Here is a 25,630-nt window from a genome sequence, read left to right on the forward strand (position 1 = left end):
AGCCTTGCTTACCGCCTGAAGGATATTAGCAGATACTGTTACACGCCAATCGCCCGATTGACAGTGCCTTGCGTTCTGCCCCCCAATGATCTGCCTAAAGAGCACAGCGGCCATAACAGTTGAGCCGCGCCGATAATGCCTGTTCCGCTACAAGATAGCTTCCAGCCGGATGAGGATTACCTGCGCATCGACCTACGCATCGAAGCTGCCAATATCTGGTCCTGGGGCACTTCAACTTGGTCGTCGACGATGACTGCTTTCGGGAATCGACAAAAGTCGTCTCTGCGTCCGATTTGCGGCGCAAAGCGGATGTTGATCATGCAGAGAAGGTTGGTTCTGGGTTCGTGTCCCTCTACCACATTTCAGCAAATTCAATCAGTGGCTTAAGTCCCATCAAGGCATAAGGGCGCGAGTAGCCGGGTCGTCACAGGGAAGCCCGCCAGTGCGTTTCCTGAACAGGGTCCGGTCCGACACCGGTTAACCGGGCCGTCGAGTCCAGGCGCCCGTCGGCTAGGCTTCATTTAATCTTCTGCTACATCTTGGCGACCGCCTCTAACGCGCTCGCCACCGTGGCGTCGGGGTGCTTCTTGCAATAAGCAGCGATCTTCTCTGCATTGGCATCTGTCTTGTCAGTGTCGATTTTGGCGTTGCCAGCTTTGCCATGGACATAGCCGTTCACCCACATGGCAACGCGAGCAATCTTGGCGGGCCGCATAGCAGTCACCTCCTTGCAGGTGAGCTTCGACATGTCCACTTCCTCCGCCATTGCGTGGCCGGTCAAACCGATAATCGCAACTGCGAGTGCAATCGGAAAATAGCGTTTCATGGTCAGAGTCTCCTCCCAAAAGCCCCACCTTTGGCTGGCTACCAAGAAACAGTAGTATTCTGTTGGAAGTATGACATTCACGCCCCGTTGCTCTTCGGCGATAGGTCAGCCCGATGCCTTGCATACGCACTCGGAACACTTTCAAGCGCGGTTTCAGGTCGATCGTATCGACTGGTAGCCGGCCACCAGTGATCAACCAGTCGCGCAGGATGGTCTGTAGCACTTCTGACCGTGGCAGGTTCAGTTCGCCAGCAACCAAGCCGATCGATTCGGCCACATCCGGATCGAGGTCTATGCCTTCTACGTTTCGCAGCAGCAGAGCTGCCCGCCGGAGCAATATCTGCAGGTCGTATGGCCAAAACCTGAGCCCGCCATGCCGGGCGGCCGAACAAGATCGCGCACGACGCTTTGCTATCTCGTCGAGCGCTGGTATCATTGAGGGCGTCAAATGCGGCTATGGTGTGAGTTTCGGTTATCCGCCGGCGGATCTTATAATCGCTACCCGTAGCCAGGTGCATTGTCAGGGCAAACACCGATCCGTCTGGGCGACCGAACAGGAGTGAACAGTTGAGCCCCCTTCTGACGGAGATTCGCCAAAGCCCCATGCTTTGGTTGCTGGTCGCTGTGCCGGTGGTGTTCGCCGCCGCGAAGTTCACTCCCGAAGCCCACACGGCGCTCTTTGTCTTGTCGGTGCTTGCCATCGTACCGCTGGCGGGGTTGCTCAGTCACGCTACCGAATCCGTAGCCGCCGAGACAGGTGATGCCGCCGGTGGGCTACTCAATGCCACCTTGGGAAATCTGACCGAGCTGGTCATCGCACTGGCCGCCCTGCGCGCCGGAGAGTACACGTTGGTAAAGGCATCCATTGCCGGCGCGATCGTCACCAACACGCTGTTCATGCTGGGGGCCTCGTTTCTGCTCGGCGGACTCAGATACCATTTCCAGGAATTCAATAGAGCCAGCGCGCGTCTTCAGTCGGGTCTGCTTTTCTTGGCAACAATCGCCCTCCTCATGCCTTCGGCTGTCGCAGAAGTGGACTCGACCTCAACTGCAGCGGTCACCCAAAAGCTCAGCCTTGGCCTGGCCGTTCTGCTGATCGTCGGATATGGACTAGGCCTGTTGTTCTCGCTCCGTACACATCGTGAGGTCTTTGCCGCGGCGGAGCATGCCGAAGCAGGTGAAGCACCGTGGCCGATTAGACTGGCCCTGGCCACGCTGGTCGGTGTCACAGTACTCGTGGCCCTGGTCAGCGAGATCTTCGTCGAGTCAGTTCAAAAGGCAGCCGAAGCTTTGGGGATGACCCCTGCTTTTGTCGGCTTTATCGTCGTCGCACTGGTTGGTGGCGCCGCCGAAATGGCCTCGGCGTTTTCCGGCGCGCGCAAGAACCGGCTCGACTTGAGCGTGGGGATCGCGCTGGGAAGCGCTTCCCAGATCGCTTTGTTCGTTGCACCCGTACTGGTGCTGCTGAGTTACCTGGTCGGCCCGTCGCCGATGGACCTGCAGTTCTGGCCGGGTGCCGTGGTGATGGTGCTAATCGCGACCCTAACCGCGATGTTCGTCACGAACAGCGGACGGTCGGCATGGTTCGTCGGCGTCCTCGTGTTGATGGTATACATAATCTTCGCCATGACGCTGTACATCCTGCCGCCGGCTATACCGTGAAGTCAACGTGACCATCGGCGGCGTTCCTGACCGTGAACAGCAGAAAGGTCGGAGATCATGTCGGCAAAGACACGCGACAAGCCGCAAGCAAGGCAAATGAGGCGTCTGTTCTTCTTGGCGCTCGTCCAGCAACTTCGTGTGGTCTGGCCCATCCTGTCGGGGATTCTCCTGGTCATGGTTGGGTCCGGGCTTATGATCTGGCGCATAGAGAGTTGGCGGATCGACGAGGCCCTCTACTTCACCTTCGTGACAGGGCTCACTATCGGCTATGGCGACTTTACGCCCAAACATGTTTCGGCGCGGTTGCTGTCATTGGTGATCGGTTTCGCAGGGATTGTGCTGACTGGGCTCGTTGCGGCTGTCAGCGTGCAGGCTCTGAGGGTGACGGACCGCGATAGCTCAGGATCGGATTAGCCCAGCCATACCTCAAAACCATGCCCTTGAGGTGGCGCGAGGTTCAGGCTGCGTGCTTCTCATAAGACAATAACGTGCCCTCTTTGCGCACTTATGTATAGCTCATGTGTTGACTTTGGGCGGCCGGCGGCCAGTTAGTGTGGGTGCCAAGTCTGTTGAGCCCGATCGGAAGATGCTGGGTTACCTCTTACCTATCGGCTACCGCCCGATCCTGTCGCTTCTTCGCGGCACTGGATTCCTGCTTGCAGCGACAGGGTTGCATGGCTTGCTCTTGCCGTTGCGTGGGCAGGCGGAGGGCTTTTCGACAGCGTCGCTTGGCCTGCTCGGAACTGCCTGGGCGGGCGGCTTCGTCGCCGGCTGCATCTTCGCACCTAGGCTTGTCCGTCGGATCGGGCACGTCCGTGCGTTCGGCACCTTTGCAGCGGCTGGTGCAATCATCGCGCTGCTGACGGGTTTGATAATCGAGCAGTATGTGTGGATCGCTCTGCGCGCCTTCACAGGCTTCGCCATGGCCGGCGCCTATATGGTCATCGAGAGTTGGTTGAACGAGAAGGCGACCAATGACAACCGCGGCCGCGTCTTCGGCCTCTATATGATCGTGTCCTATGTCTCGATCATGGCCGGCCAGATGATTGTCGCCATAGGCAACATCGGGGACGCGTCATTGTTCATGGTCGCGGGGATCTTCTTCTGCCTCGCGTTGATCCCGACGGCGGTATCATCGGCAGTGACACCGCAACCGCTTGAGGATGTCACTCTCGATCTGAAAGGTCTTTATGCTACTTCCCCGATCGCTCTGGTCGGCTGCCTCATGACAGGTATTGCCAACGGAGCCTGGGGGACGCTCGGAGCCGTCTATGGTGCCCGCATCGGAATTGGCAACGCGGGTATTGCACTGATGGCAAGCGTAGTTGTGCTCGCCGGTGCCGCTCTCCAGTTTCCCGCGGGTCGGCTGTCCGACATCACCGACCGCCGCTTTGTGCTGGCGGGCGCGGCGGTCGGAGCGGCCGCATTCGGACTTCTCATCTTCGTACTCCAGCCACGATCGGCGGCACTCGTGATTGTCACCACCGCAGCCTACGGGGGCCTGGCCTACACCCTCTATTCGGTCGCAGTGGCGCATGCAAACGACCACGCCCGCCCGGACGAGTTCGTCAAGGTGTCGAGCGGTCTGCTGTTATTCTATGGGTTCGGCACAATTGTCGGGCCGATGCTGGGAGCCGCGGTGATGACCAAGATGCGACCGGAGAGCCTGTTCCTCGCAACGGCCCTCCCTCACGCAGTGCTCGCCGCATATGCTCTCCTGCGTATCAGCCGCCGCGCTCCGGTATCGCAGGCTGCAAAGGGGGCGTTCAGGACACTGCCGGCCGAACGGGCTGTCACGCCCGAGTCGCTGCGGCTCGATCCACGCACCGTCCCGGCCGCAGAGTGAAACAAAGCATGCGCGGCAGCATAGTTCGGGTCGAGCAGACGCACTGAGCCCGTTTCGCGGACTACGATCAGACTGGCTGTCCGCCTCCTTCAGGCACCAGATGTGGTGGCGGCCTTGCTTGCGTACGGCACCCTCGACCTCCTGTCATCGGGCGATGACAACACGGCGTAGGCGATCAGTGGGGCGATGCTGGCATAGATGCCGGTCTCGGGGGGCAGTCCGGCGATAGCGGGATAGGCGCGACCGCCAGCCCGCGCGAGCGCGAGATTGTTGGCTGGACTCTTGCGGCTCCTCGGTTGCCGGTGTTTACGAGCCTCTCAGGCTATCGACTGGGCTGGTTGCGTAGCGACGTGTCGGCCGGACTCGCTATGGCAGCCGTGGGGCCTCCTTGTCGTTTCCGAGCAAGTGACATTGGTGGCCGATAAGATGCTGGCAATCGGCGCCATCGGCATCGGGCCAGTTCGGCGCGCTGGTCGCGAAGGTGCAGTGGATGTGCCACCAGCGAGCGGGTAAGGACAGGAGGAAGAACTCATCGCCGCGACGGCGACGAACTCCGAGCCGCAAGGATGTCGTTCGAATGCCGCCGATCCGCGCCCTCGTCACACGGTTCAGTGGCGTGTGACCTCCGTCGAAAGCCCGGCTTCTCGCAATGCTGCCAAGACCTTGTCGGCCAGGTCGGGATTGGCGTTGACGCCGGCCAAGTCGGCCAGAATGCCGCCGCCGCGACAAGGAGCGAGTTCAACAATCCTCTGGACAGCCCGGGCGGCCTCTTCCTTCCGCCCTAGGCGAACGAGGGAGATCGCTCGGGCCACAAAGCCATGCGTCACGTCCGGCATGTCCACATCACGCGCTTCGGCCAGCGCCTCTTCGTAGCGTCCGTTCACGAAATGATAGAGGGACAATCCCACGCAGTTGGCGCCGAGCCGCGACAGTTGTTGTGCGGAGGCCTTCTCGAGCAGTGGAACTCCTTTGCCCCATTCACCCAGCAAGGACCAGATCAGACCCAGATCGGTCATGATGTCTGTCGCGTTGGGGTTGAAGGCGAGGGCCATCTGCATGGCCTTCAGGCTGGCGGGCACGTCCTGAGCAAACCAATAAGCCAGTCCCCGAGCATGATGGCCGCGGCTGGAATCGGGAGCCAGTTGGACCGCCCTATCCGCAAGCTCTATGGCCTGCCGGCGCAGTCCAGAGGGGGACTCCGTGGGTGCGAACCCAAACCGATGCCCATCGGTGTACAGTTGAGACAGGCAGGCGAACGCCTCGGCATAATCCGGGTTGGTGATTGCGGTTCGTTCGAGACACTGACGCACACCTGAAAAGAGGTCCCTCCGGTAGGTCCGCTTGTACTCGTAAAACCTGATGACGCACTCGACAGGACTTAGGGACCGCGGTTCCTTCGCTTGGGCAGCGGCATTGGCTATGCTGCTGATGACGCCGTAGGGTTGTGCCAACGCGCGCACGAGCGAATTCGCCACCTCGTCGCGGATGCTCAGCACGTTCCCGCATTGGAGGTCTCGTTCGAAGCTCTGCCCCCAGAGCACCCGCCCGGTCCGCGCTTGAACTAGAACGGCTTTCACGTTGAGAGAGCCGGCGAAGAGTGCGGTGCTGCCGCTCAGGACAAACTCCCCATTCGCATTGCGGCGTTGCTCACCGGCTGCCGCCGATGCGTAATGCGCGTCCGAAGGCCGTTCAAAGACGGCGATTTCGGGGAAACGAGCTAGACCGATTGTGACCTGTTCGGCAAATCCGCGATTGAAATGCAGGAACATAGATTGATCGCCTTCGGCATCAAATGGCGCCACAAGGATCGTCGACGCGCGCTCCGTTCCAGCCGGTTCGCTGGGGGCATTCGCCTGTGCGTCACCAGCTGACGGTGACCAGAGGGCAGCAGTCTGAAACTCGGGCACATAGCCGCCTTTCGGCATGGCAATCCTGATCGAGCTGTTGTCGCCGCAGGTGAGATAGAAGCGCTCAAGCGATCTGCGCAACCGGCGGGCTTCCATCCGTACCACCGGATCAAGCTGGGGATCGAAGTTGACGTCGCGGCCAAACACTTCGGTCGCGATGTTGTATGCCTTGATGCGCCCTCCCCTGCCTGCCAGCGCTTCTTCGACCACATATGCAAGGAACCGCCGATTGCGCTCTGACGCGTCGAACCGAACGGAATCCACCACGCGGTCCAACTCGCGGTGGATTTCATCGGAGCGCGATGTTGCAGGATCAGCAGTCGCTGCGCCGTCATAGCGGTCCAACGCAGCGGCGGGAGAAGGGGTAGTCAGGCAGCGTATCTCGTCCGCGTCAATCATTTCGACCCTCCACGAAGGCAGAGACCTGCTCATCGACTCTCGACCGTTGACATTCGCGCGAATGGGAGCAAGCTCTAAACTTAGAGCGGGGAGATTGGAATTGTACCGGCGATCAGTGGCCGTCAAGACATTGTCCCTAGGGACAAGTTACAACCAGATAACGCACCGCCGAAAAGAAAGAATGCTTTTCACGTTAATACAAAGTTAGGTAGTGCAATTCTGCCTAAGATAACGGCAAATGGCAATTTTGGCATGGGCACCTTTCGATGAAGCCCTGAGCGACCAAGTTCATGCTGAGAACGCGAGCTGGGCGCTGGTTGTGGGGTTGTCGCTCTTGACTAAGCAGGATCGCGGCGCGGCGTTCTACATCACGCTGCTCGCGAATGCCGGTGCGATATGAATCCGATGGGCAGCCTAGTTCATATTGTAGACGACGATAGCCTGTTCCGTCATGCAACCGCGCGGCTGCTGCGCCTGCACGGCTACGAGGTTGCCGAATACCCCAGCGCAGACCAGTTTCTGGCGCAGGTTTGCGCCGGGGCGGAAGTTGGCTGCATTCTCCTCGATGTCAGCCTGCCCGGCTTGAGCGGGCCTGCCCTGCAGCGGCGACTGGTCGAGATTGGTTCGCCGTTCCCGATCGTCTTCCTCACGGGTCACGGCGACATTCCGACCACGGTCACGGCGATCAAGTCCGGCGCCGAGGACTTTCTGACCAAGCCGGTGGCGGGTCAGGCCTTGCTCGAAAGCATCGGACGCGCAATCGCGCGGCACGATACAGAGTCCAAGCACCAGCAACGGATGCGAGATGCGCACGCACTGCTGGAAACGTTGACACCGCGCGAGCGCCAGGTGTTCGACTTCATCGTGCGGGGGCGCATGAACAAGCAAACGGCTTACGCTCTCGGCATTACCGAACGGACGATAAAAGCACATCGGCACAGGATATTCGAAAAACTGGGCGCCCGGACGATTACCGACCTCGTCTCGCTCGCCGAACGCTTGGGAATTCTGTCAGAGCAGGCCGACGCCGACCTGAGCTCGTCCGCGAAGTCGCCTGCCTGACGTTTTTGCATTTGCTGTAAGATTTGCGTCCAACATGTCCGACTGGACAATAGCAGCGATCGCGTTCGCCTTGCTATTCTGGATCGAGATCAACCCCGACAACCGAGTTGAGCAGCTACTCTGGATGTCCAATCTGGATGAATAGGGTCCATGCGCATACTGGTCGTCGATGACGATCCCGGTTTTCTCAAGGGAATCGCGAGGCTGCTGAGAGCAAAGGGCTTCGAGGTTACCGGGTATTCCTCCGCCGAGGAATTTCAAGCGTATGCAGACCTGCGCGATGCGGCCTGCCTCATCCTAGACATCCATCTTAGCGGCATCTCGGGAATAGAACTCGCGCTTCAGCAGTGCAGATCAGGTTCCGATGTCCCGGTCATCTTTATCACCGGCAATGGGCATAAGGCGACCCAAGACGCCGCCATGGCTGCAGGCTGCGCAGCCTATCTCGAGAAGCCGTGTCCGGCAAAAACATTGATGGACGCCTTGTCTGCCGCCCTGCAACCTCGCTGAGCCACGCTTGCCTCCCTAGCGCGGTTATGAATGAAGGCATGTGATGAGGCGCGCCCCAGGATGTATGGCATCCGACATCGCCGCTACTCCTTGTTAACCGTCGGCCGTTCTTCGTCACCCAGCAAGCGGCGGATGATCTCGTCTTCGAGTTCGGACACCAGGGTCGTGTATTCGGAAATCTCTGCCGGCCGCCTTGGCTTCGCTTTCTTCAGTCTGGTGAGCGTCGTGCGAGCCAGCCGGTAGTCTTCACACATATCCCGCAAGACCTCGTCCGAGATGCTGCGGGCCTTGATCAACTCCGCCACATCAACGAACCGGACCATCGCGGCCGTCAGCGGCATTGACCTGTTGCTCGGGTCTTTCATTGGTACTTCGCAGACAGTCGCATTAGTTTGCCCCTTCGCCTGCAGGATGCACAGCGGCGACAAGTAAGTTACAGTTGCCGGCGCAACGGCCGTGAGGCAGTTGCGCCTTCCATTTCGAAACTCCTGGCGGCTCACCGGAAATACCGCTGCCCGAGCCGCCGGATCACGCGGTTGATGGCACAATCCAACCGCCCATTTTCGCGAGGGCAGCGGCAGAGATCATCTTCTGTTCGGCAACCGTGCCTCCGTGACGGCGCGTCACATCGTAGAACCGCGACTCCCAACGGTTCTCCAACAGAACGACGACTTCGGAATGCCCAGGACGCAGTCGCTCCGCGCGCCGGCGAAGGTCGTCAGCAGACAGACCAAAGTCACCGGCACCAGCCGCTCGCGCCGCCGCCTTTGCGCTCGTCCGGATTTCTGCCGTGTCGCCGCGCGCTTGGGCTGCAAGCGCTGCGATCAAGGCATTGACCTCGACGACGTCCTCGCCGTCCTCCAGGCGCCCACCTTGCATTCCCGATATCCTGCCCTCGCTGTCCTTTCTCGTAATCGCGAATGCATCCGGGCGAACCAACCCGCCCTCGAACAGCTGTTTCAGTTCAGCGAGGAAATCGAACGGCAGCAGATATCGCGGGAAATGGATGCTTATCAGATCTATGGAACCTAGCTGGCTCAAATCGAGCTTTGACAAGTCGAATTGATCGGTGCCTGGGCGTATCGTCGACTCGTTTCCCTTTATGAATATTGCGACGCGATGCATTTCGGCAGACCTGGCATGCGCGATGCCTCCCATGATCTGATGCCAATGCTCGTCGAATGCCGATCTGGGCACGAAGCCCTTGCCCATCCGTATGTACGGGTCCTGGAAGTAGACGTAGTCGGCGTCGACCGAGAGAACCACAATGTAGTGCCCGCAATCCCACTCGTCGGCCGCCGATTCCGGCGTGTCCTTCTCGCTCCTCCAGACCTGCCCCAACGCGATCACCGGATGACCGGCGGACGTGAACCGCTCCAGATCGTCGAGACTAGAGTTCTCTTTCATCTCGGCATCGAAACCCAGCGAACGAGCACCACGAACCAGATCTTGAGGAAAGGTGCCAACCTCGGGGTTAGTGCCGAGGAGCCTCATCAGAGCCTCCTCTTCCATCTCCTGGCCCCAATAGCTGAACACCGACTGCAAGGCCGATGCGCCGCAGGAGTACTCGGTCATCTGTCGGGTCTGTTTCAAAAGGCGGAAATGCGACATGACCCGTTCCCATGTGGGGTGGGCTGCGGCCGTCGCCGGATTATGCGGGCGCTGTAGCCGAGCGCTGAAAGAGCCTGCAGTTTGCTCTGCTATATTGATCGCGGTGTCACCCGCCACGATCAAGAAGCAGAAGGTAAGTTACGGTAGCACAAGGCACAGCTGCTGGCCGTCGTTCGGCGGCTCAGATGTTGTCCTCCTCGGTCGAGGCTCCGCTCGCTGCCGGCATCTCCCGTCAGGCCCCCGTTTCCATCCGCTGATCTCCCGCGGACGTGCAGGTTGTTGACGAAGACGCTTCTTGCTACATCGCCGCGCTATCGGCGTATCACTGCCTCGCCACGACAGGCGTCGGATCTTCCTGCATCCAGGCGTTCAGCAGGGTATAGGCCACGGCTAGGACGGTAGGGCCTATGAAGATGCCGAGGATGCCGAACGCAATCAGCCCGCCAACCACCCCGGCAAGGATCAGAAGCAAGGGCAAGTCGGCCCCTCTCCGGATCAGGATCGGTCGAATGAACTGGTCGATCGTCATGGCGACAATTGCGAAGAGCAGCAGAACGGTCGCGCCGAGGGTGCTGCCTGAATAGTACATCCAGATTACTGCCGGGATAAGCACCAAGCCTGGACCGAGTTGTATCAGGCAGAGCACGAACATCAGCGCTGTGAGCAGCACCGCGAATGGCAGGCCGACCAGCCGCAGGCCGATGCCGGCTATGATGCTCTGTGCCAAGGCCGTCACAACTACCCCCAGCGCCACACTGCGAATCGCCTGACCCGCCAAATAAATGGCCTTCTCTCCACGATCGCCGGCCAATCGTCGGCCGAAGAGTATCATCGCAGCCGCCGCCTGTTCCCCCTTGGCGTACATTACCGCCGCGATGGCGGCAGTCAGCAGGAATTGCAGGAGCATGCTGCCGAGGCCTCCGGCAGCCGATGCGATCCACTGTGTCAGCGCGCCAGCATAGGGAGTAAGCTTGGGTGCCAGTTCATCCAGGCCAGCCGAAGACAACCTGCCCCATGCCTCGGCGGCCCGAGCCCCAACCACGGGAATTCCGGCCAGCCAATCCGGGGGGGGCGGTACCCGCAGGGACAGCAGCGTGCGCGCCATGTCGCCGATTACATCTATGTTGGTGACGACTGTGCTCACCGCCGCCCAAAGCGGCACGATAAGAACCAGCAGCACCGCCAAGGTCATCACTAATACCGCAATGCCACGGCGGTTGCCGGCGTAGTGCTGTACGCGAAGCAACAATGGCCAGGTCGCGAGAACCAGCGTCGTAGCCCAAAGGAGCGCCGGCAGGAACGGCCGCATGATCCAGATGCTGGTAACAAGCAGACCGCCGATGAACAGCACGGTCAACGTGATCCGCCCAAGGTCCTGATGCCGCGAGGTCACCGCTGGAACGCTGGGCAGCGGCGTAGGGTTGTCCGATTCCAGGAGAGGACCACCGATCGGCATGACTGGAGCCCCTATCAGGCCATCGTGATGGCGCGTCGCCGCTGCCAGACGTACACCGGAATACCGAGCAGCAACAGGACCAAGCCATAGAGGACCGGCTCTGCTCCACAACCATAGAGCGTGAACATGGCGAATACGAACGCCACAAGTTCGACGGCGGTCACGCGCGGGATACGCGCGCCGCCGCTGACACGTGCCGAGACAAGGCTGCCTGCCAAGGCGCAGAAGGCGTAAGGGATGACCGCTGCCATCGTGCTCAAGCCAACGACCAGTGTGTAGAACGCCGAGAAGCCTCCTGACCCGGCAGCCTGAACGAGAACGAGCAGGGTCGCCAACACAGCCGAGACCACGATTCCGATCGCCGGGACATTTCGCGTCGACAGGCTGCCGAAAAGCGGTGGGAACAGCCCGTCGCGCGCCGCCGCCATCGGCACCTGCCCCATCAGCAAGGTCCAGCCATTCAGCGCACCGATCGATGACAGGATCACCGCGATCGCAATCGAGATCGCGCCTGCGCGCCCCCACATCACACGAGCTGCGTCGGAGAACGGAGCGATCGAATGGACGAGTTCCTGCCGCGGCAAGACGCCCATGACCACGATCGTTCCTAACACATAGAGGGTCGCTGCGATTGTGATCCCCAGCACCGTTGAGCGGGGAATCGTGCGCTCCGGGTCGCGGACATCGCCGGCAGGGACAGTGGCCGACTCGAGCCCCAGGAAAGCGAACATTGTCAGCGGCGCAAGCGCCGCGCCTGCTTGCAGGATTGGCAGGCCGCTCGGATTGAACTCGCTGAAGTGCGAGGTGTCGACGTAGAGCAGGCCCACCACCGCGACGGCTCCGAACGGCACTAGCTTGGCGTAGGTTGTGACCTGCGACATGAGGCCGGCGGCGCCTACCCCTCGCAGGTTGACGAACACGACAACCCAGATCGCGCTCAAGGTAAGGGCGACGACCATCCCACGACCCCGCAGCATCGGGAACAGGTCGACCACAGCCCCAGCAAGGGCGACGGCGATTACCGGCAGCGAAGCCCAGATCGATATCCAGTAGCCCCACGCGATGAGAAAGCCGGGAAAGTCGCCATAGGCCAGGCGGGTATAGGCGTAAGGTCCGCCCGTCGCCGGAGCCAAACGCGCCAGTCTGGCGAAGGTCAGCCCCAGACAGATTGCCCCTGCGCCCATTACAATCCAGGTCAGGATCGCAAGGTTGCCATAGGGGGCGACGGCAGCGGGCGACAGGTAGAAACCCGACCCGACCATGTTACCGACCACAATCGCCGTGCACGCCGCTATCCCGAGGCTTTTGCGGCTTTCCGAATGCGGTGGCAGGCCCTGTTCGGGTGCGGAAACGACTCGCCCGGTGGCGGTTTCGCTTTTGGTCGGATCCAAGGCTTGCATTACCAAGAATTCCAATCTGTTGGGCGGGAGATGCCTAGTGGTAGCTAAGGCCCGTGAAGCCCCCACCGATAATTGTGCCCTTCTCGCCCCGCACGATCGCCTCGATGTCGGCAAGTGCGCCGATGGCTGCCATGTGACCCGTCGCCCTCGCAAATTGACAGGCAGCATCGACCTTCGGACCCATCGAGCCGGCGGGGAACGTGTGCTCCGAAATTGCTTCTGGACTGGCCCTGTGGATCGCCTTGGCCTGCGGCGTGCCCCACCCCAGGAATACCGCCTCCGCGTCGGTCGCCATCACGAGCAGGTCGGCATCAAGCTCGCGGGCAAGGAGCTCCGTACAGAGGTCCTTGTCGATGACCGCCTCGACGCCAACGAGCTTGCGGTCGGAATCGGGCGCGTACATCGTAGGAATGCCGCCACCACCGGCGCAAATGACGACCGTACCTTGATCCAGCAGCCAGCGTATCGGCCGCATCTCGAAGATGCGCTTCGGTTGCGGCGATGGAACGACGCGGCGCCACATTGTGCCGTCGAGCTTGAACGTCCATCCCTTTTCGGCCTTGATCTGTTGCGCTTGCGCCTCGTCGTAGACAGGGCCGACAAACTTGGTTGGATTCTTGAACCCTGGGTCGTTACCGTCGACCTCGACCATGGTCAGCAGTGTGGCGAATGGTACCTCGAACGGCAGCAGATTGCCGAGCTCCTGTTCGATCATGTAGCCGATCATGCCTTCCGTCTCAGCACCCAAGACATCCAGCGGGTAGGCCTCGTCCGCCTTATAGGCTGCCCCTTGCAATGCGAGCAGGCCAACCTGCGGACCATTGCCATGGCTGATGACCAGCTGGTGTGCGGAGGCAACCGGCGCCATAGCTATAGCCGCGGTACGGATGTTCCTGCGCTGGACTTCCGCCGTCATCGGTTCGCCGCGTTTCAAAAGCGCGTTGCCGCCAAGCGCGATCACGACCCGCATTCGGTCAGTCCCCCAAAGTCGCGACGAGAAGTGCCTTGATCGTGTGCATTCGGTTCTCCGCTTGCTCGAACGCGACGTTGGCTTCCGACTCGAACACGTCGTTGGTAACCTCGAGTCCGTCAGCCATGCCGTAGTTCTCGGCGATTTGCTTGCCAAGGACGGTTTCCGTGTCGTGGAACGCAGGGAGGCAGTGCATGAACTTCACCTGCGGGTTGCCGCTGGCTTTCATCATGGCAGAGTTCACTTGGTAGGGCTTGAGCAGCTTGATACGCTCGCCCCAGACCTCCTTGGACTCGCCCATCGAGACCCAAACGTCCGTATGGATGAAATGCACGTCCTTCACCGCGGCCTTGACGTCCGCAGTGATCGTCAATCTCGCGCCGGATTTCTCAGCCAGCTTCTTGGCGATGCTCGTATATTCATCGGACGGCCAGAGTTCCTTGGGACCGCAGATACGCACATCCATTCCCATCAGGCATCCGACAATCATGAGCGAGTGCCCCATGTTGGAGCGGGTGTCTCCGACGTAAGCGTATTTGATGTCGGTGATCGGCCTGTCGCCATTCTCGCGCATGGTCATGACGTCGGCGAGCATCTGAGTCGGGTGGTATTCGTCGGTCAGCCCGTTGTAGACCGGAACTCCGGCATATCTTGCGAGGTCCTCCACCCCCTTTTGCGCCGATCCCCGATACTCGATCGCGTCGAACATGCGTCCCAACACGCGCGCTGTGTCCTTGAAGGACTCCTTGTGCCCGATCTGGGAGCCGGCCGGATCGAGATAGGTGACGTTGGCGCCCTGATCGTAGCAGGCGACCTCGAAAGAGCAGCGCGTGCGCGTCGAGGTCTTCTCGAAGATCAGGCAGATCTCCTTGCCTCGAAGATGCATCTGCTCGGTGCGGGCATATTTGGCGCGCTTCAGGTCGCGGGCGAGGTCGAGCAGATGCTGAAACTCGCGCGGCGTATAGTCCTGTACCGTCAACAGCGAGCGGTTGCGGAGGTTGAAGCTCATGCGTTCTCTCCCTTGAGAAGTGGTGACCGGTTCAGTCGACAGGGTCACGCCAGACAGGACAGGTCATGCAGTGCCCGCCGCCACGGCCTCGCCCAAGCTCGGCGCCCCGGATGGTGATGACTTCCACGCCGGCCTTTCTCAGAAGCGTGTTGGTGTAGGTGTTGCGGTCGTATGCAACGACCACCCCAGGCTCGAGGGCGACGACATTATTGCCATCGTCCCATTGCTCGCGTTCGGCCTCAAATGCGTTGCCGCCGGTCGGCACGGAGCGGAGCCGTTTCAAGCCAAGTGCCTCTTGTACGACCGCGAGAAGCGGCTGCTCGTCGCGACGGACTTCGAAATGCCCTTCGTCGTCCAGGGGGTGTATGCTGAAGCACCTGACCTGATTGACGACTTCCTCGAAGATCGTGACCAGATCGCGGTCGCAGAACGTGAACACGGTGTCGAGATGCATCGCTGCCCGGCTCTTGGGCATGAGGCACCCGACGACGCGCGTGGCGGCCTTGTTGCGAAAGAGCTCGAGAGCCAACTGGCCCACGGCCTCATGGGTCGTCCGTTCGCCCAGGCCGACGAGGACGACGCCGTTACCGATCGGCATGACGTCTCCGCCCTCGATCGACGCGCTGGCGAACGACTCGTCGGAGTCGCCCCACCAGATCTTGAAGTCAGCCTCTCGGAACGACGGATGGAATTTGTAGATCGCACGCTGAAGCAGCGTTTCCGGCTTGCGCGCGGGCCAGTACATGGGGTTGCAGGTGACGCCGTTATAAATCCAGCACGACGGGTCGCGCTGGAACAAGGTGTTGGGTATCGGCGGCAGGATGAATTCAACTCCTCCGAAGGCCTCGACCATCATCGCCTTGCCGATCCCGTCAGGCAGGTCGGAGATCGTAATCCCGCCGATGAGGTGCTTGCCAAGTCGCGTCGCCTCAAGCTCGTCCAGCCAAGGCCGCATAAACGAAGCGTTCTGGAAGCCGACCGAATTCGGCGTGATCAGCCTGTCGAGCACGAACCGACGCCCGTCGGCCTGCTCCAGGGTCTCGGCAAGAAGGTCATGCAATTCAAGGACTTCGATCCCCCGCTGCTGCATTTTGAGCACGAAGTCGAAATGATCCTTCTGGGCCTCGTGGACCCAGAGCACGTCATCGAAAAGCAGATCATGGCAGTTCCCCGGCGTCAGGCGTTGATGAGCGAGAGAAGGTTTGCAGACCATGACCGTCCGCAGCTTGCCTACCTCCGAATGCACCCCAACTGTCCTCATGCCCCTCGTCCTTCAAGGTACTGGCGTGGCCCAGCCCGCGATCACGTATGAAGTCCTGCGCCGCGAGACGGCACACGCCACCGAATACTCGTTCTCCCGAACGGCTCGCTGTGTCTGACATCGGACCAAGGAGAACTGGCGCTTGAAGCATTGATTGTCGTCGGCGACGTCGCAATCAAGGATCAGGGAGTAAGTTACCGTAGCGTTCCCTGCCCCTTGCCGGGAGCTCCGGCACCAGGTGAGCAGGGGCGAATGATCGCACGCGGGCGATTGGCCACGGATTGCGCTCTGCAGCTGCGCTGCAAGCTATGAAATGCGCAGGTGTCTTACTCCTCGGACATCCAGCTCTTCACGTCCGACAGTCGGGAGTTCGACACTTGGTTCAACGTAGCCCTGTATTGCCGGTCTACTGTTGGAATTGGTGATGCCGCGCGACACGTAGTCGGTCGTAAAGGCAGCCCCAAAAGAGACGTTGAAGGAACCTGCGGAATTGCAACGATATCCTGGGGCATCGGCGCCGGCGGCGTCTCAGGCCCAAGCTCCTCGTCATGAGCGCAGGCTCGCCCTGCAATCAGGATGGCGGCTGCATTGACTGCGCTATCTCATTTTTTGGCTGGCGACGTGCCGATAGGCACCACCTGCTCATCTAGCGTGGTAATATATATTCTACGTGAGAACTATTCTGGCAATGCGCTCTGACGGAAAAAGGCTGTTACCTCGTCATCTGGTGCCCCGAACCATTTCGTGTACAGATCGCGAAACTCCTTTGATGAGAATTGCAGGCTAAGGGATCGATCCACGACCAAGCGAAAATCATCGTCGTTTCGCGCCATCGTTAGCGCAATCGGCTGAGAGGTGAACTGCCTGTCGAGAACCATCAAGTCGGCACCTGACGGGTTGCCGGCAGCGGCTTCAACGAGGATCGACCGATCCCCGAAGAACACGTCGCTCGTGCGGTCCAGCACTCGCATCGTGCCGGCATCGTAGCTCTCCACAGGAACTACCTCTGCCGTCAGTTGGAATTCGTTCAACCGCTTCTCAAGCCATGACTGCCCAGTAGTGCCGGAAACGACCGAGAAGGTCTTGTCCTCGAGGATCTGCGCCGGCGAACCACGCCAGATGGGGCCGGATGCCGGCCGGCCAGCGAGGACATCCTGCAGCGCCCGCGGAGCATCCGACCTGAGCATCGCAGCGATGCCACCGGGAAAGATGGGTATGGAAAACGACACCTGCTTCCGTCTTTCCAGCGTGACCTCTGCACCGCATAGGAGATCGATCTTGCCCTGCTCGAGCGTAGCAAAGCGATCTTCGACAGCGACCGGAACCCATTCAACTTTCAGGTCGGCAATGCCAAGCTCTGTTTTGACTTCGTCTGCCACGTTTTGGCAAAGCGTAATCGAATACCCGGTGGGCTTGCCCCCGTCGTCGAACGAGAACGGCCGGGCGTCGGCGCGATAGCCGAATACAAGTTTCCCGGCTTGGCGAACCCGATCGAGGGTAGCGGCTGAAGCCGGGATCGCGTCAAGGAGCGCAAGGCCAACGCCGATGCCCACGGCAAGGAGGCCAAGGGCACCGATACCATGCCGGCGAGCGGCTTTCTGCTGTGCGGCTTGCATGTGTTGTCCTCCTGTCGAGCGCATTGCCATGCCCCAGTTCAGGCTGCCGCTGCACGCGCCGGCGTGCCTGCCTGCCCGCTGAAACGAGGCGCAAGGAAACCCCAAATGAGGAAAGCGAGCGCCGTCACCAGCATGCCGCCCATCACCGCCGAGTGGCCCGAGGCGTAGAGTGCATAGGTGCTGTAGAGCATCGCCACCGTCACGATGAACACGTTGAATGCGTACTTCGATCCGGACACGCCTGCCGACTTCATCATGATCACGAGAGCCGATAGCGCTATGATGTATGGCAGCACGTTGGTGACGACCGCCAGGTTCACCAACGCTGCGAACTGTTCGCTTAGTGTCGGTGAGATCGTCATCAGTGCGAGCAGCGATTGCACGACAGCCATCACGATCATGCCGGTAACCGGCGCCCCCATGCGGTTCACCTTGGTGAAGAATGCTGGGAACATCCTTTCGTCGGCCGCCGCCTTGCCGGTCTGGGCGATCGTGAATTGCCAGCCGAGCAGCGAGCCCAGACATGCCATGACGGCCAGAGCCATGATGATCGATCCCACGAACGGGTTGAACATATGCGCATAGGCCAGGCCGAACGGCCCGGTCGACTTGGCTAGTTCCTCGTTCGGCACGATGCCCTGAATCACAGTGGTCGACAAAATGTAGATCGCTGCGGCCCCAAGCGTTCCGAACAGGCATGCCAAAGGCACGTCGCGTTTTGGGTTCTCGACCGCGGCGGAGTTCTGGGCGGCAGATTCCATCCCCAGGAAAGCCCAAAGCGTCAGCGCGATGCTGGAGCCCATACCCTCACCCAGGCTCAGCCCGTGCGGATTCCAGGCCGCGCCGAAAGTGCTGGGGCTAAACCAGAACCAGCCGAAGACAGACAGCAGGCCCACCGGGATAATGACGCCCCAAACCGTGATCGACCCGATACGCCCGGTTATGCTTGGGCCGCCGAAGTTGGCAACTGTCGTAAGCCAAAGCAGGAAGATCAGGCTGACACATGTCGCCACCGGCGTCGCCGAAAGCGCGGGCAAGAACGACGACAGGTATCCGACAGCCGATATGCCGATGGCGACGTTTCCGATCGCAAGGGACAGGAAATACAGGATGAAGACGAGGAAGTACCCCGACTTGCCATATGCATCCTCGGCGTATGCCGACATGCCGCCCGGACGCTGATTGAAAAGGCCGGCCTGGGCAAAGCCGTACGCGATTGCCATTGAACCGAGCGCCGTGACAATCCACGACAGCAGGGATATCGCACCGACCTTTGCCATATTGGTTGGCAGCATGATAATGCCGGAGCCCATCATGTTGACCGCCACGATGAAGGTCAGCTGCATCAAATTCATGCGTTTCGGCTGCGGTTCTTGTGGCATGGTGCTCCTCCTCCGGTGTGGATCCGGCCCTCACTCTTTGACCACGTAGGTGTGGAACTTGATGCGGCCGTCGATCCTCTCCTGGTAGACGCCCTGCACTTCGTAATTGAATCCGGGAAAGCGATTGAACGACTCCTCGAATGCAAGGAAGTAATCGAGCATCGGCCGGGCTTTCTCATCCCAGCGCTCGCCCGGGACCACCACGCCGATGCCTGGCGGGTAGATCAGCGCAAGCGTGGCCGAGATGCGGCCCTTGATGGCGTCCAGCGGGACGTAGTCGACGTCGTTCGCGACCAGCGCCTCGTATGCCTTCTCGGAAGACATCGCGAGCTCGGGGAAGCTGGACGCCCTGAAGCTCTGCCGCTGCAGGTCCTTGACGTTCGCCGCACGGTAGAAATCGTGCATCTCCTTGCAGATCTTGCGGATCGTATACCCGGCATAGCGCTGGCTGTGCGCCGCGCTCACGGTCGGCAGGATCTCGGGCAATGGCGCATCGCGATCCCACAGGTTCTTGAACTTGACCAGCTTCGCGATCAGCGTGTTGAGCTTGCTCTCGTCTTCGGCCGGAGTCATCAGGAACAGCAAACTGTTCAGGTCGCACTTCTCCGGCACGACCCGCTGCTCGCGCAGATAGTTGGCGACCACCGTCGCGGGAACGCCGAAGTCGAGATAGTCGCCGGTCTTGCGGTTGATCCCGGGGGTCAGTAGCGCCAGCTTGTTGGGATCGACCATCGCGTAGCCGTCGACGTAGCCGGAATAGCCGTGCCACTTGGCTTGCGGATGGAAATTCCAGCACTGCTGCTCCCGTTTGAGCACATCCGTCGGCAGGCTTTCCCAAGGCACGTCTTCGACGTCCGGGGAAAAGGCCGAGTTGCGGATTGTCACCCTGTCCGGCACGAATGGGTCGAAGAACCACTTCTCTTCGTCACCCTCTCCATTCTCCTCATAGAAGCGGCTGAATTCGCGCAGTTTCTTGCGGCATTCGATTCCAAGCGCGATGCAGCGGTCCCACAGCATCTCGCCGGCCTTGCCCTCATGCATCTTGGCGTTCACCTCCAGCGAGGCGAACAAGGGATAGAAGGGCGAGGTAGAGGCATTCATCAGGAACGATTCGTTGAAGCGCTTGTGCTCGACGAACCGACGCTGGCCGCTGATATGCTCGTCGCGCTTGTGGATCTGCGAGGCCTGCGAAAAACCGGCGCCCTGCTTGTGGACGGACTGGGTCGAGAACAGCCCCGGCATCTCTGGCCCCAGATCCTCGATACGCATGGGACTGTGGTCTTCGAACAGCGGGTGGAAAGCGTTGTAGCCGATCCAGGCTTCATCCCACAGTACGTAGTCGCAGAGGTGTCCGATTTTCTCCATCACCTTGCGAACGTTGTAGACGGTGCCGTCATAGGTAGCGAGTTGGATGCAGGCGAGGCGGAACGGCCGCTTGGCCTTGTACCTCTCCGGGTCATCGACCAGCGGATTGTTGCGGATTTGCTCGCGCAGATAGTCCTCGTCCCAGGCACTCCAGTCGACGGCGCCGATCATGCCGAACGAGTTGCGCGCGGTCGGCAGGAAGGTCGGTATCGCGCCGGCTTGCACCAGGGCGCCCTGATGCAACGATTTGTGGTTGTTGCGGTCGAACAGTACCAGGTCGCCGCGCTTCAGCACGGCGTTGGCAACGATCTTGTTGGAGGAGCTGGTGCCGTTCAGGACGAAGTATGTCTTGTCGGCGCCGAACACGCGAGCGGCGTAGCGCTGTGCCTCGACCGCCGGACCTTCGTGGATGAGGAGGTCTCCGAGATCGACATCGGCGTTGCACAGATCGTTGCGGAAGATGTTCTCGCCGAAGTGTTTGAAGAACAGCTGACCGGTTGGCGACTTTCGGTAGAACTGGCCGCCCTGGTGGCCGGGGCAGTCGAAAGCGATGTTGGCCTCCCCGTCATAAGCCATCAGCCCCCCGAAAAATGGAGGCAAAAGGGTCTTTCCGTACATCAGTAGGCTGGCAACGACCTGCTTCGCATAGAAGGCAGGGGTCTGCTGGCCAAGGTAGATATAGCCGTCGACCTCGCCGGTCTGGGCGAGCACCGCCATGTCGGCGAGTTGCCTTGTGTCGGCCAGCGCCCAAAGCGGCGTACGGAACCCGATGCCCCGCACCGCCCTGCCCAGGCTGCGTGCGCCTTCGAGGCGATCCCCGTCGATCGATGCGATGTAGGCGCCCACCGAGGCATCCTCCGAGACGTCACGATCGGGACTGTCGGCAATCTCGATCTCGAAGCCTTCGGCCGCAATCTGGTCGAGCAGAACTTTTGTCTGGGGATTGGTGTCGTCGACAATCGCGACGATCTTGAGCAGTTTGTGGAAGGGAACCGCAGTGGTCGGTGATTTGACGTCACGCGGGATCATCTGTCACCCCTCCACTATGCAGTCGATCAGGTAGCGGCGTCCGGTCGGCGTCGGCTCGAAGCGCAGTCCGTGAATATCCGTTTCGAAACCGGGGAATTTCGTGTCGAAATCGCGCGCGTAGAGCAGGTAGTCGTGAATCGACTTGGTAGCTTTGGTGAGGCGTTCGCCAGGCATGATCAGCGGAATGCCCGGCGGATATGGCACCACCATCACCCCGAGCGTGCGCCCCATCAGCCCGTCGATCTCAACGCTTTCCACACGGCCACGCACGAGGTTCTCATAGGCATCGCACGGCTTCATCGCCATCTCCGGCAATGTCGTGTACATCTCCCGCTGCGCCCTCGGCAGATTGTCCTGGCGATAGACCTTGTGCACCTGCTCACATAGGTCCTTGAGGCCCATTTCGCCGTAGTCTGCGGGATGCGCGTCGACCAGCGCAGGCAGCACATTCTTCAGCGGCGCGTTCTGATCGTACAGCTCCTTGAAATTGAGGAGCTCGGTTACCAGCGTGCTCCACTTGCCCTTGGTTATGCCCATTGAGAACAGGACAAGGAAGGAATAAAGCCCGGTCTTTTCAATCTCGATGCGGCGCGCCGACAGGAATTTGACGACCACCGCTGCCGGGATGCCATGTTCCTGCATGTCACCGTTTGCCGATAACCCCGGGCTAAGGATCGTGACCTTGATCGGATCCACCAGCACATGGTTCTCGGCCAGACCCTCGAAGCCATGCCATCGACCGCCGGGCTTCAAGACCCACTCCGCCTTGCTCTCGGCTGGCCGTTTGGCGATGGCGTCCGGCTGCCACACGTCGAACCACCAGGAGTCCTTGACTTGATTTCTGACCGCCGTCATGGCGCGACGAAAGCTCAGCGCCTCTTCTATCGTCTCCTGAACGAGAGCACGGCCCGCCGGTTGCTCCATCATTGCCGCGGCGACGTCGCAGGACGCGATGATGCCGTATTGCGGAGATGTCGACGTGTGCATCATGAAGGCATCATTGAAGCGGGCCATGTCCAGCCGCTTGTTCTCGCCATGCTGGACGTGGATCATCGACGCCTGTGACCAGGCAGCGAGAAGCTTGTGCGTCGAATGCGTGGCGAAAGTGATCGCGTTGGGCGATCGGGTCGGATCAGCGGACGAGATGCCGTGATAGCCGTCGTAGAATTCATGGAAATTGGCGTAGGCGTACCAGGCCTCATCGAAGTGGAGCACTTCGACCGAACTACCGATCGTTTTCTTTATCGCATCAACATTGTAGCAGAGGCCGTCATAGGTCGAGTTCGTGATCACCATTAGGCGGACCTTGCCATTGCTCCCCTTGGCGAACGGATTTGTCGCGATCTTTTTCTTGATGGATTGCTGCGTGAACTGGTCCCTCGATATCGGGCCGATGATGCCAAGACCATTGCGCGACGGGATGAGATAGATCGGTACGGCGCCCGTCATGATCAGCGAGTGCAGGATCGACTTGTGGCAATTGCGGTCGCACAGGACCAGGTCACCGCGGCTCACGGTCCCGTGCCAGACGATCTTGTTGGCCGTCGACGTGCCGCCAACGACGAACAGTGTCTCGTCCGCCCCGAAAATGCGGGCGGCGTTGCGCTCGCCTTCGGCGATCGGACCGGTGTGGTCGAGAAGCGAGCCTAGCTTACCGACCGATACGGAGATATCGGACCGCAAGGTGTTCTCGCCGAAGAATTGATAGAAGAGTTGCCCGACCGGGCTCTTGCGGAACGCGACGCCGCCGCCGTGACCGGGCGTGTGCCAGGAGTAGCTGGCCTGCAATGTATACTCCATCAGCGCCTTGAACATCGGCGGGGGAAGTCCCTCGAGATAGAGCTGCGCCGCGCGCACGATCGCTCGTGCCATGAACTCGGGCGAGTCCTCGAAGAGCCGCATAAAGGCGTTGGCGTGCTTCAGCACGCTGATCGGGACCATCTCCGCGGTGAGTTCGTCGCCGAAGAGGAAGATCGGCAAGCGTTCGTTGCGGCTGCGCTTGGCCGCCAGCACTTCCTCAAGCACCTGCCATCGCGTCGCGACGTCTTCCGATCCGTCGACGGAGATCAGCCAGCAGGATTCGTTGTTGAAGATTTTGACAAGTCGCCGGGCATCCTCGTAGTTAAGGCCGCCGACGACGCGGAAGCCTTCTTTCTCGATTGCGGCAGCGAGCTGCTGCATGCCCCGTCCAGCAGCGTTCTTGCCTTCGTAATCTTCATCGATGATCGCAATTGGGAACCCTTCAACCTCGTGCACCGTCCACTCCCAATGCCTGGCGTTCGCAGCATCTTGCTGGACGCCGTTCGATGGCGGCGCCGGCAAAGGTTGTTGCGCAGGTCAGACGACCTAAACAAGGAACGGGGTGTATGTTACTGTACTACATCTGCGCTCGGTCCCGACGCACTGTTCACGGCAAGATCGCGGCGCCCGGCCCTCATCCGCCCAGCGCGATAGTAAGGGCGACCAGCAAGCAGCCGAGCAGAACCATGGCAGCGGCAGTCAGCCATGGTCTGTACCCAGTCAGTTGTCCAAACGCGTAGCCGGCAAACAACATCATCGCCACAGCGATGGCGTTGGAGATTCGAAGCGCGGTCCAAGCGTCCTGCAGGAACAGGAAAGGCACTACGATCGGGATCGTCGAGGCGAAAACGAGAAGGAAGACGGCGACCGCACCCAGCAAGTCTTCGCGCTTGAGTCCCATCGACTCGCCTGGCATCCGCTCCTTCAACAGTGCTGCATGCATTCTGTCGAGATCGGCGTCCGTCAATGCCGACGCTACCGCGGAAGGCAGGTTCTGCAGGATAGCGGTCCTCGCCTCTTCGGCGGTGGCGGCTTGCTGCACTTTGGCAATTATGCGCCGCTCTGTGGCCCGGTCGGCGAGGCATCCCATCAGATACATGATGGCATCTACGAGGCCCCAGGCGAGATTGCAGCCGAGCGCGCCGACCAGCGTGGTGCGCACCTCAGATTCGTCACTTACAACACTCAAAGTCCCGGTAAAGGCCAATGCCATGATTAATCCGAAAAGCACTTCGGATATGCGCTCGATGGGTTCGAGCACCCGCCTGGAGGACACTGCATGTCCAGAGGACATCGGTTACCTCGCTCGAAGATTTGGCTGCGGCTGGCTGGAGCCTGCGGGTATCGCGGCCATCGCTGCGGCGCCGGAGTTGCCGACCCGCCCGCATTTCAGTTTCGCGCCAGTCAATACCGGATGACGTGGCAGTCCGAGCGTCTCAGAGTTTGGGATTGTCATGACCTGAACGTCAACCTTGCAACAAATTTCCGCAAGATTGGTCTTCCCTGCAGGCGGACCATATCGACGTAAGTTACAGTAGCATTTCAGCCCAGACCCTTGCTGCACTGGCCGATCGGCAGTAGTGCCCAGTCGAATCGAAGCTCGACACGTCATGGCGTCGCAAGTTCGACAGGAGGCGGTCCATGTTGATTTCCAGAGATCCGCACGTTCAGAGCGTAGTGCGGATAGACTGCGACGCGGCTGGCCCGCGGGTCGTCATGTTCTGCGGCATTCATGGAGACGAGGTCAGTGGCATTCATGCCATCGAGAAAGTCCTCTATGACCTTTTCGGGGGCACGAGACTTTTGCTGCGCGGCTCCCTGACACTTGCCCGCGCGAACGAGCGCGCGATCGCTGCGGAGTGCCGCTATGTCAAACACAACATGAACCGCATGTTTCGCGAGGACTATGGACCCGAGATCGACCGCGGCTCCTACGAATTCCAACGGACGCAGGAGCTTAAGCCGTTGCTGGAGAGCTGCGACTATTTTCTGGATTTCCATTCCGCGCCGATCGCAAACGAACCGTTTCTGGTCGCCGAGCAAGACGCCGTCGAGTTTTATCGGCATCTCGGAATACCAAAGATGATGACCGGCTGGAGCAAGTTCTCGAGCGGGACCATCGGCGGCGATACCGAGAATTACGCCAATGCGCGAGGCGCAATGTCAGCGACTCTGGAATCCGGTAGCCACTTCGACAAATCTTCAAACGATGTCGCCTATCGGGCTGCCATTTCGCTGCTGTCCCTCCTGGGCATGATCGGGCACGATCCTCGTCCGGCGGCCGTCGATGCGGAGATCGTCGAGATGTATTCCGTTGTCACGAAGGAATTCGACGACTTCCGGTATGCGGGTGAGGCAAGCAATTTCAAGCTGTTGCCAAAAGGACAGGCGTTCGCCCATCAGAATGGACAGGCAATGACGGTGTCCGAGGATAGCTACCTGCTCATACCTATGAAGCCGAGCGACACGAAGCTTCACGAGGAGGTTTGCTACCTGGGCCGGAAGGTGCGGGGCTGACC

At 60.3% G+C, this 25,630-nt stretch carries 21 protein-coding genes and 1 pseudogene; 7 read left to right on the forward strand and 15 right to left on the reverse strand.

Going from position 1 to position 25,630, the window contains the following annotated elements:
• Nucleotides 1-532: 532 nt before the first annotated feature.
• Nucleotides 533-826, reverse strand: coding sequence for an HdeA/HdeB family chaperone (locus AC1D08_RS22175; RefSeq protein ID WP_457155595.1), 294 nt, complete (start codon nt 824-826; stop codon nt 533-535).
• Between the two features lie 567 nt (nt 827-1,393).
• Here AC1D08_RS22175 and cax point away from each other — a divergent pair.
• From cax to AC1D08_RS22190, 3 genes are all read left to right on the forward strand, one after another.
• Nucleotides 1,394-2,488 (forward strand): calcium/proton exchanger, encoded by a 1,095-nt coding sequence (gene cax / locus AC1D08_RS22180; protein ID WP_477228303.1) that lies wholly within the window; start codon nt 1,394-1,396, stop codon nt 2,486-2,488.
• A gap of 57 nt (nt 2,489-2,545) precedes the next feature.
• Nucleotides 2,546-2,902: a potassium channel family protein gene (locus tag AC1D08_RS22185; RefSeq protein WP_095081969.1), complete on the forward strand. Its 357-nt coding sequence runs from the start codon at nt 2,546-2,548 to the stop codon at nt 2,900-2,902.
• A gap of 172 nt (nt 2,903-3,074) precedes the next feature.
• Complete coding sequence (locus AC1D08_RS22190) at nt 3,075-4,334, forward strand: MFS transporter (RefSeq protein WP_477228334.1); 1,260 nt, start codon at nt 3,075-3,077, stop codon at nt 4,332-4,334.
• Nucleotides 4,335-4,942: 608 nt separating this feature from the next.
• On the opposite strand, the gene AC1D08_RS22195 is transcribed toward AC1D08_RS22190, so the two are convergent.
• Nucleotides 4,943-6,640, reverse strand: coding sequence for a tetratricopeptide repeat protein (locus AC1D08_RS22195; protein ID WP_477228304.1), 1,698 nt, complete (start codon nt 6,638-6,640; stop codon nt 4,943-4,945).
• 238 nt (nt 6,641-6,878) lie between these two features.
• Here AC1D08_RS22195 and AC1D08_RS22200 point away from each other — a divergent pair, with 238 nt between their 5' ends.
• The 3 genes from AC1D08_RS22200 (at nt 6,879) to AC1D08_RS22210 (ending at nt 8,212) form a co-directional block, all read left to right on the forward strand.
• Nucleotides 6,879-7,040 carry a hypothetical protein gene (locus AC1D08_RS22200; protein WP_457155581.1) on the forward strand — a complete coding sequence of 54 codons (162 nt, stop codon included), beginning with the start codon at nt 6,879-6,881 and terminating at the stop codon, nt 7,038-7,040.
• Nucleotides 7,037-7,702 (forward strand): response regulator transcription factor, encoded by a 666-nt coding sequence (locus AC1D08_RS22205; RefSeq protein WP_457155580.1) that lies wholly within the window; start codon nt 7,037-7,039, stop codon nt 7,700-7,702. Before AC1D08_RS22200 ends, AC1D08_RS22205 begins: the two co-directional genes overlap by 4 nt.
• Nucleotides 7,703-7,852: 150 nt before the next feature.
• Nucleotides 7,853-8,212, forward strand: coding sequence for a response regulator transcription factor (locus tag AC1D08_RS22210; RefSeq protein WP_477424003.1), 360 nt, complete (start codon nt 7,853-7,855; stop codon nt 8,210-8,212).
• Between the two features lie 83 nt (nt 8,213-8,295).
• On the opposite strand, the gene AC1D08_RS22215 is transcribed toward AC1D08_RS22210, so the two are convergent.
• The 13 genes and pseudogenes from AC1D08_RS22215 to AC1D08_RS22275 form a co-directional block, all read right to left on the reverse strand.
• Nucleotides 8,296-8,577, reverse strand: coding sequence for a hypothetical protein (locus tag AC1D08_RS22215; RefSeq protein ID WP_477228308.1), 282 nt, complete (start codon nt 8,575-8,577; stop codon nt 8,296-8,298).
• Between the two features lie 163 nt (nt 8,578-8,740).
• Nucleotides 8,741-9,823 (reverse strand): cysteine peptidase family C39 domain-containing protein, encoded by a 1,083-nt coding sequence (locus tag AC1D08_RS22220; RefSeq protein WP_477424005.1) that lies wholly within the window; start codon nt 9,821-9,823, stop codon nt 8,741-8,743.
• Nucleotides 9,824-10,145: 322 nt separating this feature from the next.
• Entirely contained in the window at nt 10,146-11,279 is a 1,134-nt protein-coding gene (gene ydiK, locus AC1D08_RS22225) for an AI-2E family transporter YdiK (RefSeq protein WP_477228310.1), read from the reverse strand.
• A 14-nt stretch (nt 11,280-11,293) separates the two neighbouring features.
• On the reverse strand, nt 11,294-12,679 hold the full coding sequence (locus AC1D08_RS22230; RefSeq protein ID WP_457152265.1) for an amino acid permease: 1,386 nt from the start codon (nt 12,677-12,679) through the stop codon (nt 11,294-11,296).
• A gap of 34 nt (nt 12,680-12,713) precedes the next feature.
• Nucleotides 12,714-13,649, reverse strand: coding sequence for a carbamate kinase (arcC, locus tag AC1D08_RS22235; protein WP_477228311.1), 936 nt, complete (start codon nt 13,647-13,649; stop codon nt 12,714-12,716).
• 4 nt (nt 13,650-13,653) lie between these two features.
• Nucleotides 13,654-14,658 (reverse strand): ornithine carbamoyltransferase, encoded by a 1,005-nt coding sequence (locus AC1D08_RS22240; protein WP_095081987.1) that lies wholly within the window; start codon nt 14,656-14,658, stop codon nt 13,654-13,656.
• A gap of 31 nt (nt 14,659-14,689) precedes the next feature.
• A complete protein-coding gene (locus AC1D08_RS22245; protein WP_457152263.1) occupies nt 14,690-15,919 on the reverse strand; it encodes an arginine deiminase in 1,230 nt (409 codons plus the stop codon).
• A gap of 306 nt (nt 15,920-16,225) precedes the next feature.
• Nucleotides 16,226-16,396: pseudogene (locus tag AC1D08_RS22250) on the reverse strand (TorF family putative porin); the annotation flags it as partial.
• Nucleotides 16,397-16,596: 200 nt separating this feature from the next.
• Nucleotides 16,597-17,535 (reverse strand): amino acid ABC transporter substrate-binding protein, encoded by a 939-nt coding sequence (locus AC1D08_RS22255; RefSeq protein ID WP_457152262.1) that lies wholly within the window; start codon nt 17,533-17,535, stop codon nt 16,597-16,599.
• A 38-nt stretch (nt 17,536-17,573) separates the two neighbouring features.
• Nucleotides 17,574-18,917, reverse strand: coding sequence for a putrescine-ornithine antiporter (gene potE, locus AC1D08_RS22260; protein ID WP_477424007.1), 1,344 nt, complete (start codon nt 18,915-18,917; stop codon nt 17,574-17,576).
• 30 nt (nt 18,918-18,947) lie between these two features.
• Nucleotides 18,948-21,311 (reverse strand): ornithine decarboxylase, encoded by a 2,364-nt coding sequence (gene speC / locus AC1D08_RS22265; protein ID WP_095084437.1) that lies wholly within the window; start codon nt 21,309-21,311, stop codon nt 18,948-18,950.
• Nucleotides 21,312-21,314: 3 nt separating this feature from the next.
• Nucleotides 21,315-23,567 (reverse strand): Orn/Lys/Arg family decarboxylase, encoded by a 2,253-nt coding sequence (locus AC1D08_RS22270; RefSeq protein ID WP_477424009.1) that lies wholly within the window; start codon nt 23,565-23,567, stop codon nt 21,315-21,317.
• Nucleotides 23,568-23,745: 178 nt separating this feature from the next.
• A complete protein-coding gene (locus AC1D08_RS22275; protein WP_477424011.1) occupies nt 23,746-24,372 on the reverse strand; it encodes a VIT1/CCC1 transporter family protein in 627 nt (208 codons plus the stop codon).
• A gap of 380 nt (nt 24,373-24,752) precedes the next feature.
• Between AC1D08_RS22275 and AC1D08_RS22280 the strand changes: the two genes are divergently transcribed.
• A complete protein-coding gene (locus AC1D08_RS22280) occupies nt 24,753-25,628 on the forward strand; it encodes a hypothetical protein (RefSeq protein ID WP_477300209.1) in 876 nt (291 codons plus the stop codon).
• The last annotated feature ends 2 nt before the right edge of the window (nt 25,629-25,630 follow it).

Source organism: Mesorhizobium sp. P2_E6 (assembly GCF_056403835.1).

What these genes read in the sequence shown, in the direction of transcription:
- ydiK (WP_477228310.1), bottom strand. Translation starts at nt 11,279, where the DNA reads ATGCCGATCGGTGGTCCTCTCCTGGAATCGGACAACCCTACGCCGCTG.
- AC1D08_RS22190 (WP_477228334.1), top strand. Translation starts at nt 3,075, where the DNA reads ATGCTGGGTTACCTCTTACCTATCGGCTACCGCCCGATCCTGTCGCTT.
- AC1D08_RS22200 (WP_457155581.1), top strand. Translation starts at nt 6,879, where the DNA reads ATGGCAATTTTGGCATGGGCACCTTTCGATGAAGCCCTGAGCGACCAA.
- speC (WP_095084437.1), bottom strand. Translation starts at nt 21,311, where the DNA reads ATGATCCCGCGTGACGTCAAATCACCGACCACTGCGGTTCCCTTCCAC.
- AC1D08_RS22185 (WP_095081969.1), top strand. Translation starts at nt 2,546, where the DNA reads ATGTCGGCAAAGACACGCGACAAGCCGCAAGCAAGGCAAATGAGGCGT.
- AC1D08_RS22220 (WP_477424005.1), bottom strand. Translation starts at nt 9,823, where the DNA reads ATGTCGCATTTCCGCCTTTTGAAACAGACCCGACAGATGACCGAGTAC.
- arcC (WP_477228311.1), bottom strand. Translation starts at nt 13,649, where the DNA reads ATGCGGGTCGTGATCGCGCTTGGCGGCAACGCGCTTTTGAAACGCGGC.
- AC1D08_RS22210 (WP_477424003.1), top strand. Translation starts at nt 7,853, where the DNA reads ATGCGCATACTGGTCGTCGATGACGATCCCGGTTTTCTCAAGGGAATC.
- AC1D08_RS22255 (WP_457152262.1), bottom strand. Translation starts at nt 17,535, where the DNA reads ATGCAAGCCGCACAGCAGAAAGCCGCTCGCCGGCATGGTATCGGTGCC.
- AC1D08_RS22245 (WP_457152263.1), bottom strand. Translation starts at nt 15,919, where the DNA reads ATGAGGACAGTTGGGGTGCATTCGGAGGTAGGCAAGCTGCGGACGGTC.
- AC1D08_RS22195 (WP_477228304.1), bottom strand. Translation starts at nt 6,640, where the DNA reads ATGATTGACGCGGACGAGATACGCTGCCTGACTACCCCTTCTCCCGCC.
- AC1D08_RS22240 (WP_095081987.1), bottom strand. Translation starts at nt 14,658, where the DNA reads ATGAGCTTCAACCTCCGCAACCGCTCGCTGTTGACGGTACAGGACTAT.
- AC1D08_RS22175 (WP_457155595.1), bottom strand. Translation starts at nt 826, where the DNA reads ATGAAACGCTATTTTCCGATTGCACTCGCAGTTGCGATTATCGGTTTG.
- AC1D08_RS22215 (WP_477228308.1), bottom strand. Translation starts at nt 8,577, where the DNA reads ATGAAAGACCCGAGCAACAGGTCAATGCCGCTGACGGCCGCGATGGTC.
- AC1D08_RS22230 (WP_457152265.1), bottom strand. Translation starts at nt 12,679, where the DNA reads ATGCAAGCCTTGGATCCGACCAAAAGCGAAACCGCCACCGGGCGAGTC.
- AC1D08_RS22280 (WP_477300209.1), top strand. Translation starts at nt 24,753, where the DNA reads ATGTTGATTTCCAGAGATCCGCACGTTCAGAGCGTAGTGCGGATAGAC.
- potE (WP_477424007.1), bottom strand. Translation starts at nt 18,917, where the DNA reads ATGCCACAAGAACCGCAGCCGAAACGCATGAATTTGATGCAGCTGACC.
- AC1D08_RS22205 (WP_457155580.1), top strand. Translation starts at nt 7,037, where the DNA reads ATGAATCCGATGGGCAGCCTAGTTCATATTGTAGACGACGATAGCCTG.